Genomic DNA, 12,189 nt, shown 5'->3' with positions numbered 1-12,189 from the left:
GAGAACGTGATCCTCAACCTGGCCGTCAACGCGCGCGACGCGCTGCCGGGCGGCGGGCGGCTGGTGGTGGAAACGGCCAACTGCCGGATCGCCTCTGCCGCAGACGCCGTGCGTGCCGACGTGCCCACCGGTGAGTACGTGCTGATCACCGTGGCCGACAACGGCGGCGGCATGCCACCGGAGGTCATCACCAAGGCCTTCGATCCGTTCTTCACCACCNNTCGGCCAGGGCACCGGGCTGGGCCTGTCACAGGTGTACGGCTTCGTCCGCCAATCGGCCGGGCACGTGAAGATCCATTCCTCGCTCGGCAAGGGAACGACGGTGGCGCTGTATCTCCCGCGCCGGGAGGGGGAGATCGACGCGGGTCCTTCGACAGCACCCGCGGACAGTCGCCCGCTGAGCGGTGGCCGCGAGCTGGTCCTGGTCGTGGAAGACGAACCGGGCGTGCGACAGTTTTCCATCGAGGCGCTGGGCGAACTGGGCTACCGGGTCCTTGCCGCCGACGATGCGGCCGGCGCGCTCGCGCTGCTCGAGCAGCATCCGGACATCGCGCTGCTGTTCACCGATGTGGTGATGCCGGAGGTCAACGGCCGGCAACTGGCCGACGAAGCCCTCAAACGGCGGCCCGGCCTGAAAGTGCTGTTTACCACCGGCTATAGCCGCAATGCGCTGGAACACGATGGGGTGCTGGACCCCGCAGTCCACGTGATCGGCAAGCCCTTCACGCTGGAAGATCTGGCGCTGCGGGTGCGCGCGGTGCTGGCGGAGGTGCGGTGATCCCGACGCCGGCATGCCGTGCTGGGACAGGGATCGCACGCGAATTTCAAACAATCGCTTGAAACACGCATAACTTCGTCGAACTGGACACGATCCACCAGTTCCGCCAGACTCCGCCCTTTCCTGTTGTTCGGCACCCATGGCGAAACTGCTGGTCCTGCATGGCCCCAACCTCAACCTGCTCGGCACGCGCGAGCCGGGGGTCTATGGGCACACCACGCTGGCGCAGATCGACCAGGCCCTGCTGGCCCAGGCGCAGGCCGCCGGCCATGCCCTGGAGAACCTGCAGTCCAACGCCGAGCACGTGCTGGTGGACCGCGTGCAGGCGGCCCGGGACGACGGCACCGCCTTCATCCTGATCAACCCGGCCGCGTTCACCCACACCTCGGTGGCCCTGCGCGATGCGCTGGCCGCGGTGGATGTGCCCTTCATCGAGATCCACCTGTCCAACCCGCATGCGCGCGAGCCCTTCCGCCAGCACAGCTATTTCAGCGACAAGGCGGTCGGGGTGATCTGTGGGTTCGGGGCGGACAGCTATCGCTATGCAATGGATGCAGCGCTGACCCGGCTGGCGGCCACCTCCGCGTGATGACGCTGCTGCGTGTCCTCGCCAGCGTCGCGCTGTGGGGCTGCCTGTGCGGCGCCGCTATCGCCGCTGATCGCAGCGCGGAAGGCATCGACTGCGCACAGCCGAGCGGCACAATGGAATCGGACCTGTGCGCCTCGGATGTGGCCAGCGCGGCCGATACCGAATTGAACGCGGTGTACGCCCAGGCGCGCCAGCAGTTGCGCAGCCAGGCGGCCGAAGGCGCCTGCACGCACTGCGCCGATGCGGAAAAGCAGCTGATCCTGGCCCAGCGCGCGTGGATGCAGCTGCGCGATCACGATTGCGATGCGGTCTACGCCTTCAACGCCGATGGCACCTCGCGCAATGGCGCGCAGATGCACTGCCTCACCACCCTCGCGCGCGACCGTACGCGGCAGCTGCGCGATTTCTACGAACTGCTTTGACCCGAGCGCACTGCGCTTTCCCCTCTCCACTGACATCAAGACCACAGAGGCCCCTATGGATCTCCGCAAAATCAAGAAGCTGATCGACCTGCTGGAAGAGTCGAACCTCGCCGAAATCGAAATCAAGGAAGGCGAAGAGTCCGTGCGTCTGTCGCGCGCGCCCGTCTCCGGCTACGGCATGGTGCAAGCCCAGCCGCAGATGATGATGGCCCCGGCACCGGCCCAGGCCGCCGCCCCGGCGATGCCGATGCAGTCGCCGACCGAAGCCTCCACCGGTGGCACCGCCAAGGCCGGCAACGCCCTGCCCGATGGCCACGTGCTGCGCGCGCCGATGGTCGGCACCTTCTATGCCTCGTCCTCGCCGGACAAGCCGGCCTTCGTGTCGGTCGGCCAGGCCGTCAAGGCCGGTGAAACGCTGGCGATCATCGAAGCGATGAAGATGTTCAACCCGATCGAAGCCGATGTCTCCGGCACCATCGTCGCCATCCTGGGCGAAAACGGCCAGCCGGTCGAATTCGACCAGCCGCTGTTCGTGATCGGCTAAGGATTAGTCCATGCTCGACAAAGTCGTTATTGCCAACCGAGGGGAGATCGCGCTGCGCATCCTGCGCGCGTGCCATACCCTGGGCATCCGCACGGTGGCTGTGCATTCCACGGTCGACCGCAATCTCAAGCACGTGGCCATGGCCGACGAGTCGGTCTGCATCGGTCCGGCACCGTCCTCGGAGAGCTACCTCAACATCCCGGCCCTGATCGCCGCGGCGGAAGTCACCGACGCCCAGGCCATCCACCCGGGTTACGGCTTCCTCTCGGAAAACGCCGACTTCGCCGAGCGCGTGGAAGAATCCGGCTTCATCTTCATCGGCCCCAAGGCCGACACCATCCGCCTGATGGGCGACAAGGTTTCGGCCAAGCACGCGATGATCGCCGCTGGCGTACCGACGGTACCCGGCTCCGATGGCCCGCTGCCGGAAGACGAGGAAGAAGCCCTGCGCATTGGCCGTGAAGTCGGCTACCCGGTGATCATCAAGGCCGCTGGCGGCGGCGGTGGTCGCGGCATGCGTGTGGTGCACAAGGAAGAGGACCTGATCGCCTCGGCCAAGCTGACCCGCACCGAAGCCGGTGCCGCGTTCGGCAACCCGATGGTGTACCTGGAAAAATTCCTGACCAATCCACGTCATGTGGAAGTTCAGGTGCTGTCCGACGGCCAGGGCCAGGCAATTCACCTGGGCGACCGCGACTGCTCGCTGCAGCGCCGTCACCAGAAGGTACTGGAAGAAGCACCGGCACCGGGCATCGACGAGGCTGCTCGCGAGGAAGTTCTGGCTCGCTGCGTCAAGGCGTGCATCGAAATCGGCTACCGTGGTGCTGGCACTTTCGAGTTCCTGTACGAGAACGGTCGTTTCTATTTCATCGAGATGAACACACGCGTTCAGGTGGAGCACCCGGTATCGGAGATGGTCACGGGTATCGACATCGTCAAGGAGATGCTGAGCATCGCCGCAGGCAACAAGTTGTCGTTCACCCAGGATGACGTGGTCATTCGCGGTCACTCCCTGGAGTGCCGGATCAACGCCGAAGACCCGAAGAACTTCATCCCCAGCCCCGGCACCGTCAAGCATTTCCACGCGCCGGGTGGCAACGGCGTTCGCGTCGACTCGCACCTGTACAGTGGCTATGCGGTACCGCCGAACTACGACTCGCTGATCGGCAAGCTGATCACCTGGGGCAAGGATCGCGACGAGGCCCTGGCCCGTATGCGCAATGCGCTGGACGAGATCATCGTGGACGGCATCAAGACCAACATCCCACTGCACCGTGACCTGGTGCGCGATGAAGGTTTCTGCAAAGGCGGCATCAACATTCACTACCTGGAACACAAACTGGCCAGCCAGAAGTGATTCGGTAGTCTATGTGACGTTGTCATGTGAAAAGGACCCGGCTTTCGAGCCGGGTTTTTTTTGGTCCTGACGCGCCTCCTCGCGTAAACTGGCGCGCTTGTCGCAGCGACCCTGCTGCGCCCCCCGTTTAGATCGAAGGTGCCTGCCATGCCTTGGCTGCAAGTCCGTCTGGCCATCAGCCCAGAACAAGCCGAAACCTATGAAGATGCGCTGCTGGAAGTCGGTGCCGTGTCCGTCACGTTCATGGACGCCGAAGACCAGCCGATCTTCGAACCTGAACTCAACACCACACCGCTGTGGTCGCACACCCACTTGCTGGCGCTGTTCGAAGCCGACACCGACGCCGACGCAGTATTTGCCCACTTGCAGTTGCTGACCGGCACGACGCTGCCCGAGCATCATGCCGAGGTGATCGAGGACCAGGACTGGGAACGCAGCTGGATGGACAATTTCCAGCCCATGCGCTTCGGCCGCCGCTTGTGGATCGTACCCAGCTGGCACGAAGCCCCGGAGCCTGGCGCCGTCAACTTGCTGCTGGACCCGGGCCTGGCGTTCGGCACCGGCACCCACCCCACCACGGCCCTGTGCCTGGAGTGGCTGGACGGTCAGCAATTGCAGGACACTCAGGTGCTGGACTTCGGCTGCGGCTCGGGCATCCTGGCGATCGCTGCACTGCTGCTGGGTGCGCAGCAGGCGGTCGGCACCGACATCGACGTGCAGGCCCTGGAGGCTTCGCGCGACAACGCCCAGCGCAACGGCATTGCCGACGACCGCTTCCCGGTGTATCTGCCTGCCGACTTGCCTGCACAGCAGGCAGACGTGCTGGTGGCCAACATCCTTGCCGGGCCGCTGGTCAGCCTGGCACCCCAGCTCAGCGGGCTGGTCCGGCCTGGCGGCCTGCTAGCGTTGTCCGGCATTCTCGCCGAGCAGGGCGAGGAAGTCGCCGCCGCCTACGCCCAGGACTTCGAGCTGGACCCGATCGCCAACCGTGATGGCTGGGTACGCATCAGCGGCCGTCGCCGCTGAGCCCCGACCAGCATGTTCCCCTGCCCTCCCAGGACCTGCGCATGAGCGAAAGTTTCGTCACCCAGTGCCCGCATTGCCAGAGCAGCTTCCGCGTCAACCACAGCCAGCTGAGTGTGGCACGTGGCGTGGTTCGTTGTGGCTCCTGCCTGCAGGTCTTCAACGCCGCCCGGCAGTTGCTCGAACAGAGCGCGACCCTGACCCCGGCCAACCTGCCCAGGCCGCCTGAGCTGGCGCCGCGGCCGTGGAGCAACGGTGACATCGACCTGGACCAGCTGGAACTGGGCGACGCGCCCCGAGTGGACAGCCTGAGCGCGCGCCGGGACGATGCCGAGGTGGATTCGCCAGCCTTGCCGCCGATCATCGAGCGGCAACCTGCACTGGATGACGACGAAGCAGTAGCGCCTGCGAGCCGGACCGAACCGTCGCTTTCACGCCGCGCAGACCTCGACGACACGCACATCGACGATGAACCGTCCCTGAACGGCCACGGCCGGCTGTCGGCGCTGGACGAACACAACCGGGACGAGCCACCCGCGAGCGCCTTCAACTCGCCGCGCAAGGCGCAAGCCGACCGCAGCGAACCGGCCGTGCGTGATGACGACGACCTGGCCGATCTGCTCGACGAACCGATGCAACTGGCCTGGGAGAAGCCTCGCCCGCACTGGGGCAAACGCTTGATGTGGTTGGGCCTGGCGATCGTGGCCGCCTTGGGCCTGGGCGTGCAATACGTGGTCTACCACTTCGGCGAGTTGGCTCGACAGGATCAGTATCGCCCCCTGTTCCAGGAACTGTGCCCCGTAATAGGCTGCAGCGTACCGGCCAAGGTCGATATTGCCCTGATAAAAAGCAGCAACCTGGTGGTGCGCAGCCACCCTGACTTTGTCGGAGCGCTGGTGGTGGATGCAATCATCTACAATCGCGCCGCGTTTGCGCAGCCCTTTCCCCTGCTTGAACTGCGCTTCGCCGACCTCAACGGCCAACTGATCGCCAGCCGTCGCTTCAAGCCCAGCGAATACCTCAACGGCGAGTTGGCCGGCAAGGCCGAGATGCCCCCGCAGACGCCTATCCACATTGCCCTGGACATCCTCGACCCAGGCCCTGCAGCGGTCAATTACAGCCTGAGTTTCCGCTCGCCCGAATAGCCGGATGCTTCGGTGGAGGGGCGCACTCCGCCCGTCCAAACCTGTCCGCGGGGGCAGATAACTGTTCAGATTTTATCCAAATCGATCTTTAACCCGTCATCGAGAGCGGGTATTATGCCAACCCTTTTTCGAACTCTCATGATCCGGCCCCACAACAGGGAAGTCCTATGTCGGCGGTACGCATCGGCCCATATACCTTGAACAATTCGCTGGTCCTGGCCCCCATGGCCGGGGTTACCGATCAGCCCTTTCGTCAGTTGTGCAAGCGCCTGGGCGCAGGCCTGGTGGTGTCGGAGATGGTCACCAGCGACATGAGCCTGTGGAACAGCCGCAAGTCGCGGCTGCGCATGATCCACGAAGGTGATCCCGAGCCGCGCTCGGTGCAGATCGCCGGCGGGGACGCGCAGATGCTGGCCGAGGCGGCACGGGCCAACGTCGAGGCCGGGGCGCAGATCATCGACATCAACATGGGCTGTCCGGCGAAAAAGGTGTGCAACAAGGCAGCGGGGTCTGCCTTGCTCAAGGATGAAGCGCTGGTGGCGCAGATTCTGGAGGCGGTGGTGGGGGCTGTGGATGTGCCGGTCACCCTGAAGATTCGTACGGGTTGGGACCGTTCCAACCGTAATGGCATCAGCGTTGCAAAGATTGCCGAGCAATCGGGCATCGCCGCGTTGGCGGTGCACGGTCGCACACGCGCCGACCTGTACACCGGCGAAGCCGAATACGACACCATCGCCGCGATCAAGCAGGCGGTGTCGATCCCGGTTTTTGCCAATGGCGACATCGATTCACCGCACAAAGCCCGGCAGGTATTGCAGGCGACCGGTGCCGACGGCCTGCTGATAGGGCGCGCGGCGCAGGGTCGGCCGTGGATCTTCCGGGAAATCGAGCATTACCTGCGCACCGGTGAACTGCTGCCGGCACCGCAGTTGAGTGAAGTGGAAAGCATTCTGCTGGAACATTTGCAGGCCCTGCACGCCTTCTATGGCGAGGTCATGGGCGTGCGCATCGCACGCAAGCATGTTGGCTGGTACCTGAGTACACAGCCGGGCGGGCGGGAATTTCGCAGCCATTTCAATGGGCTGCAAGAGACGCAAGAGCAATGCGCCAACGTTCGCGAGTTCTTCGGCGAACGCCATAGAAGCCTTGGTGAAAGGGACGCGAAAGAGGTGGCCGCATGACGATGATGAGCGAGACTTTAGTGAGTGGAACAACGCCTGTGAGCGACAACGTAAACCTGAAGCAGCATCTGAACACGCCGAGCGAAGAGGGCCAGACCCTGCGCGGCAGTGTCGAGAAGGCGTTGCACAACTACTTTGCGCACCTCGAAGGCGCCTCCGTCACGGACGTGTACAACCTGGTGCTGTCCGAAGTCGAAGCTCCCTTGCTCGAAAGCGTCATGAACCACGTCAAGGGCAACCAGACCAAGGCCAGTGAGATGCTGGGCCTGAATCGCGGCACCCTGCGCAAGAAACTCAAGCAATACGACCTGCTGTAACCGAAGTATTCAAACCAGAAAAGGCGACCCAGCGGTTCGCCTTTTTTGTTGACTTCTACGCTTTGAAGATGGAAATCGTGATGACCGACCAGACCACCCGCCTGCCGATCCGCCGCGCCTTGATCAGCGTTTCCGACAAGACCGGGATCGTTGAATTCGCCCGCGAACTGGAAGCCCTTGGCGTCGAGATCCTGTCCACCGGCGGTACCTTCAAGCTGCTGCGCGACAACGCCGTGGCCGCTGTGGAAGTGGCCGACTACACCGGCTTCGCCGAGATGATGGACGGCCGCGTGAAAACCCTGCATCCGAAGATCCACGGCGGCATCCTCGGCCGTCGCGGTACCGACGACGCCATCATGGCCGAACATGGCATCAAGCCGATCGATCTGGTCGCGGTCAACCTCTATCCCTTCCAGGCCACGATTTCCAAGCCCGGCTGCGACCTGCCCACCGCCATCGAGAACATCGACATCGGCGGACCGACCATGGTCCGTTCGGCCGCGAAGAACCACAAGGACGTGGCCATCGTGGTCAACGCCAGTGACTACGCACAGGTGCTGGAAAGCCTGAAAGCCGGTGGCCTGACCTACGCGCAGCGCTTCGACCTGATGCTCAAGGCTTTCGAGCATACCGCCGCGTACGATGGCATGATCGCCAACTACATGGGCACCATCGATCAGGCTGGCGAGACCCTGAGCACCGAAGGCCGCGGCGAATTCCCGCGCACTTTCAACAGCCAGTTCGTCAAGGCCCAGGAAATGCGCTACGGCGAGAACCCGCACCAGAAAGCGGCGTTCTACGTCGAGGCCCAGCCGGCCGAAGTGGGCATCGCCACCGCGACCCAGCTGCAAGGCAAGGAACTGTCCTACAACAACGTGGCCGATACCGACGCCGCGCTGGAATGCGTGAAGAGCTTCGTCAAGCCGGCCTGCGTCATCGTCAAGCATGCCAACCCGTGCGGCGTGGCCGTGTGCCCGGAGGCCGAAGGCGGTATCCGCCAGGCCTATGAGCTGGCCTACGCCACCGACACCGAATCGGCCTTCGGCGGCATCATCGCCTTCAACCGTGAACTGGATGCAGCCACGGCCAAGGCCATCGTCGAGCGTCAGTTCGTCGAAGTGATCATTGCCCCGAGCGTCAGTGAAGAAGCCCGCGCCATCGTCGCGGCCAAGGCCAACGTGCGCCTGCTGGCCTGTGGACAGTGGTCGGCCGAGCGGGCCGACGCCTGGGACTACAAGCGAGTGAACGGCGGCCTGCTGGTGCAAAGCCGCGACATTGGCATGATCGGCGCCGATGATCTGAAGGTGGTGACCCGCCGAGCGCCGAGCGAGCAGGAAATCCATGACCTGATCTTTGCCTGGAAAGTGGCCAAGTACGTCAAGTCCAACGCGATCGTGTACGCCAAGAATCGCCAGACCATCGGTGTCGGTGCCGGCCAGATGAGCCGGGTGAACTCGGCGCGCATCGCGGCAATCAAGGCTGAACACGCCGGGTTGCAGGTACAGGGCTGTGTGATGGCCTCGGACGCGTTCTTCCCGTTCCGCGATGGCCTGGACAACGCGGCCAAGGTGGGGATCACCGCGGTGATCCAGCCGGGCGGTTCGATGCGTGATGCCGAGGTGATTGCGGCGGCCGATGAAGCCGGGATCGCGATGGTTTTCACCGGCATGCGCCACTTCCGCCACTAACTTGGCGACGGCCGCATTGAAGCGGGTATCTGCCGCGTTGGAACCGGTGTCGCTGATGCTCATTGCCAATAGGCAACTGCGCTCAGCGCCACCGGTTCCGCCTTGCATCTACCCACTCCACTGCGACCTCCTGCAGTGATGTTCCACGGGTACGCCACCCCTGTAGCAGCGGCGCGAGCCGCGTCAGGCCGTTACGCGACATACCGTGAACACCCCTAGAATTCCGCTTTACCGAGGTTTTGAACCATGAACGTATTGATCATTGGCAGCGGCGGGCGCGAACATGCGCTGGCCTGGAAAGTCGCCCAGGACCCTCGGGTCGAGAAAGTTTTCGTAGCGCCTGGCAACGCCGGTACCGCTATCGAAGCCAAGTGCGAGAACGTCGCTATCGACGTGCTGGCACTGGAGCAACTGGCCGACTTCGCCGAACAGAACGTGTCCCTGACCATCGTCGGACCGGAAGTGCCGCTGGTGGCCGGCGTCGTCGATCTGTTCCGCTCGCGCAACCTGGATTGTTTCGGTCCGACCGCAGGCGCAGCCCAGCTCGAAGGCTCGAAGGCGTTCACCAAGGATTTCCTGGCGCGGCACAAGATTCCCACCGCCGACTACCAGAACTTCACCGAGATCGAGCCGGCCCTGGCCTATCTGCGTGAAAGAGGCGCGCCGATCGTGATCAAGGCCGATGGCCTGGCCGCTGGCAAGGGTGTGATCGTCGCCATGACCCTGCAAGAAGCCGAAGACGCCGTGCGCGACATGCTCGCCGGCAATGCCTTCGGTGATGCCGGCTCGCGCGTGGTCATCGAAGAGTTTCTCGATGGCGAGGAAGCCAGCTTCATCGTCATGGTAGACGGCAAGAACGTGCTGCCCATGGCCACCAGCCAGGACCACAAGCGGGTCGGCGACGGCGACAGCGGCCCGAACACCGGTGGCATGGGTGCCTACTCCCCTGCCCCGGTGGTAACTGCCGAGGTTCACCAGCGGGTCATGGATCAAGTCATCTGGCCCACCGTGCGTGGCATGGCCGAAGAAGGCAACGTCTACACCGGCTTCCTGTATGCCGGTCTGATGATCGACAAGGCCGGCAACCCCAAGGTCATCGAGTTCAACTGCCGCTTCGGTGATCCGGAAACCCAGCCGGTCATGCTGCGCCTGCAGTCGAGCCTTATTCTGCTGATCGAAGCGGCCTTCGCTCAGGCGCTGGACAAGATCGAAGCGCAATGGGACCCGCGGCCGAGCGTCGGCATCGTGCTGGCAGCCGGTGGCTACCCAGGCGACTACGGCAAAGGCGATGTGATCGGTGGCCTGGATGCAGCGGCGAACGAGCCGGGCAAGGTGTTCCATGCGGGCACCGCGCTCAAGGATGGCCAAGTCGTCACGGCAGGTGGCCGCGTGTTGTGCGCCACGGCACTGGGTGACAGCGTCGGCGCCGCCCAACGGCAGGCCTATGCGCTGGCAGCCAAGATCGATTGGTCTGGCTGCTTCTATCGTCGTGACATCGGTTACCGGGCCATTGCTCGCGAAAACGGCGAGTAAACGGTGAACGTCGAGGGCGTGACGCCCTCGACACACGTTTCACAGCGCACACGGCTATAATCAGGCATTCATCTACGAAGGGATTTCGCCTTGCGCTGGCTCAGGACTGCCATAGGATTCACCGCGGGCCTGCTGGCCCTGCTCTGTATGCTCGGTGCTCACGCAGAGTCGGCGGGCGGCTGGTCGATGCTGATGGACGAGGATGGCCGGCTGCAGTTGGGCGACGTGCGCTCCGAACGCTTCCAGAACCAGTTCTCCCCCGTGCAACTGCGCCAGGTCAACGCCGCCGGACCTAATGGCGCGCTGTGGCTGCACTACCGCCTGCCGCCGAGCGACCAGGAATTGTTGCTACGGATTTTCTGCCCCGATCTCAAGGCGCTGGATTTCTACGTGCTCGATGCCGACGCGCTCATCAGACGCGCCTCCTCGGACACCGATGTCAATACTGAAGCCCCGCTGGCCAGCAGTGATCATCTGCTGACCCTGCCGGTGAGCCAGAAGCCTCTGGACGTCTATCTGCGCATCGCTTCGGAACACCAGATTCGTCCCAGCATCGTGCTGCAATCGTCTTCCGCGGCTGCCGCCGACCAACGTGAGCCATTGCTGTTCGGTCTGCTGTTGGGCTGTGTCGCCATGCTCATCCTGCACAACCTGATGTGCTTCGCCCATCGGCGCTCCAGCAGCAGCCTGTGGCTGGCCTGCTCCCAGGCATGCCTGCTGGCATCGGCGCTGATCCTGTTCAACTTCACCGGACCCTGGGTTTCGCTCTGGCCGGGGGCGCGCACGCCGGCTGCCTACAGTGCGCTGCTGCTGGCATCGGTGACCGGGCTGCTGTTCTGCCTGCGTTTCTTTGCCGTGCGCCAACACCAGCGCTCCAACACCATCATCAAGGCCGAAGTGGCGCTGATTGCCCTGTGCGGGTTGCTGCTGCTGTTCGTCGACGGCCTGCCATTCAACTTCTTCGCCTACGGCCTGCTGGCTCTGACCAGCCTGACCATGCTGATGATCGGCGGCTGGCACTGGCTGCAAGGCTACCGCCCGGCACGCACGTTCTGCCTGGGTCTGCTGGTGTGCAACCTGGGCTGCCTGGTGGTCCTGCCAGCGCTTCTCGGCCTGACCCGTACACCTTCGCAATGGCTGATCTTTACCTTGCTCGGATTCGCCATGGTCGGCGGAGTGATCCTCAATGCCGCCCTGACCCAGCGTCTGCGCAGCATCAGTGAGGATCGCTACAGCGCCAGCCGGCAACTGGCGGCCAGCACAGCCGAGATCAACGCCAAGGCAGAATTTCTGGCCAAGCTCAGCCACGAGATTCGTACACCCATGAACGGCGTACTGGGCATGACCGAGCTGTTGCTGGGCACGCCGCTGTCGGTCAAGCAACGCGACTATGTACAGACTATCCACAGTGCCGGCAACGAGCTGCTCGGTCTGATCAACGAGATCCTGGATATTTCCAAGATCGAATCCGGACAGATCGAGCTCGACGATGTGCAGTTCGACCTGCACGCGTTGATCGAAGACTGCCTGAACATCTTCCGCGCCAAGGCTGAGCAGCAGAACATCGAACTGATCAGCTTCACCCAGCCGCAGGTGCCGCGGGTCATCAGCG

General features: G+C 63.7%; 12 protein-coding genes and 1 pseudogene. All 13 read left to right on the top strand.

What is annotated here, in order from left to right:
* Positions 1–6: 6 nt before the first annotated feature.
* A pseudogene (locus tag B2V21_RS21610) lies at positions 7–171 on the top strand (hypothetical protein); the annotation flags it as partial.
* 115 nt (positions 172–286) lie between these two features.
* Positions 287–778, top strand: a complete 492-nt coding sequence (locus B2V21_RS14265; RefSeq protein ID WP_286917182.1) for a response regulator — start codon at positions 287–289, stop codon at positions 776–778.
* Positions 779–917: 139 nt separating this feature from the next.
* On the top strand, positions 918–1,367 hold the full coding sequence (gene aroQ, locus B2V21_RS14260; protein WP_286917181.1) for a type II 3-dehydroquinate dehydratase: 450 nt from the start codon (positions 918–920) through the stop codon (positions 1,365–1,367).
* Complete coding sequence (locus tag B2V21_RS14255) at positions 1,367–1,789, top strand: lysozyme inhibitor LprI family protein (protein ID WP_286917184.1); 423 nt, start codon at positions 1,367–1,369, stop codon at positions 1,787–1,789. Before aroQ ends, B2V21_RS14255 begins: the two co-directional genes overlap by 1 nt.
* 55 nt (positions 1,790–1,844) lie before the next feature.
* Positions 1,845–2,333: an acetyl-CoA carboxylase biotin carboxyl carrier protein gene (accB, locus tag B2V21_RS14250; RefSeq protein ID WP_019183531.1), complete on the top strand. Its 489-nt coding sequence runs from the start codon at positions 1,845–1,847 to the stop codon at positions 2,331–2,333.
* A gap of 10 nt (positions 2,334–2,343) precedes the next feature.
* Entirely contained in the window at positions 2,344–3,690 is a 1,347-nt protein-coding gene (gene accC / locus B2V21_RS14245) for an acetyl-CoA carboxylase biotin carboxylase subunit (protein WP_286917180.1), read from the top strand.
* A 147-nt stretch (positions 3,691–3,837) separates the two neighbouring features.
* Entirely contained in the window at positions 3,838–4,716 is an 879-nt protein-coding gene (gene prmA, locus B2V21_RS14240; protein ID WP_049861974.1) for a 50S ribosomal protein L11 methyltransferase, read from the top strand.
* 41 nt (positions 4,717–4,757) lie between these two features.
* Entirely contained in the window at positions 4,758–5,858 is a 1,101-nt protein-coding gene (locus B2V21_RS14235; RefSeq protein ID WP_286917179.1) for a DUF3426 domain-containing protein, read from the top strand.
* Positions 5,859–6,025: 167 nt separating this feature from the next.
* Complete coding sequence (gene dusB, locus B2V21_RS14230; RefSeq protein ID WP_049861976.1) at positions 6,026–7,039, top strand: tRNA dihydrouridine synthase DusB; 1,014 nt, start codon at positions 6,026–6,028, stop codon at positions 7,037–7,039.
* On the top strand, positions 7,036–7,356 hold the full coding sequence (fis, locus tag B2V21_RS14225) for a DNA-binding transcriptional regulator Fis (RefSeq protein WP_049861977.1): 321 nt from the start codon (positions 7,036–7,038) through the stop codon (positions 7,354–7,356). Before dusB ends, fis begins: the two co-directional genes overlap by 4 nt.
* Positions 7,357–7,436: 80 nt before the next feature.
* Positions 7,437–9,044, top strand: a complete 1,608-nt coding sequence (gene purH / locus B2V21_RS14220) for a bifunctional phosphoribosylaminoimidazolecarboxamide formyltransferase/IMP cyclohydrolase (protein ID WP_286917178.1) — start codon at positions 7,437–7,439, stop codon at positions 9,042–9,044.
* Between the two features lie 246 nt (positions 9,045–9,290).
* Positions 9,291–10,577, top strand: a complete 1,287-nt coding sequence (gene purD / locus B2V21_RS14215) for a phosphoribosylamine--glycine ligase (protein ID WP_286917177.1) — start codon at positions 9,291–9,293, stop codon at positions 10,575–10,577.
* Positions 10,578–10,667: 90 nt separating this feature from the next.
* On the top strand, positions 10,668–12,189 hold a 1,522-nt coding region (locus B2V21_RS14210; RefSeq protein WP_286917176.1), incomplete at its 3' end, for a 7TMR-DISM family protein.

It is taken from the genome of Pseudomonas sp. UBA6276 (assembly GCF_002438365.1).
Taxonomy (GTDB): domain Bacteria; phylum Pseudomonadota; class Gammaproteobacteria; order Pseudomonadales; family Pseudomonadaceae; genus Aquipseudomonas; species Aquipseudomonas coleopterorum.
Note: the sequence above shows the minus strand (reverse complement) of the source record. Positions and strands in the feature narration are given on the sequence as shown.

Coding starts and splice junctions, on each gene's coding strand:
- purH (WP_286917178.1), top strand. CDS start 7,437: ATGACCGACCAGACCACCCGCCTGCCGATCCGCCGCGCCTTGATCAGC.
- accC (WP_286917180.1), top strand. CDS start 2,344: ATGCTCGACAAAGTCGTTATTGCCAACCGAGGGGAGATCGCGCTGCGC.
- aroQ (WP_286917181.1), top strand. CDS start 918: ATGGCGAAACTGCTGGTCCTGCATGGCCCCAACCTCAACCTGCTCGGC.
- B2V21_RS14255 (WP_286917184.1), top strand. CDS start 1,367: ATGACGCTGCTGCGTGTCCTCGCCAGCGTCGCGCTGTGGGGCTGCCTG.
- dusB (WP_049861976.1), top strand. CDS start 6,026: ATGTCGGCGGTACGCATCGGCCCATATACCTTGAACAATTCGCTGGTC.
- prmA (WP_049861974.1), top strand. CDS start 3,838: ATGCCTTGGCTGCAAGTCCGTCTGGCCATCAGCCCAGAACAAGCCGAA.
- fis (WP_049861977.1), top strand. CDS start 7,036: ATGACGATGATGAGCGAGACTTTAGTGAGTGGAACAACGCCTGTGAGC.
- B2V21_RS14235 (WP_286917179.1), top strand. CDS start 4,758: ATGAGCGAAAGTTTCGTCACCCAGTGCCCGCATTGCCAGAGCAGCTTC.
- accB (WP_019183531.1), top strand. CDS start 1,845: ATGGATCTCCGCAAAATCAAGAAGCTGATCGACCTGCTGGAAGAGTCG.
- purD (WP_286917177.1), top strand. CDS start 9,291: ATGAACGTATTGATCATTGGCAGCGGCGGGCGCGAACATGCGCTGGCC.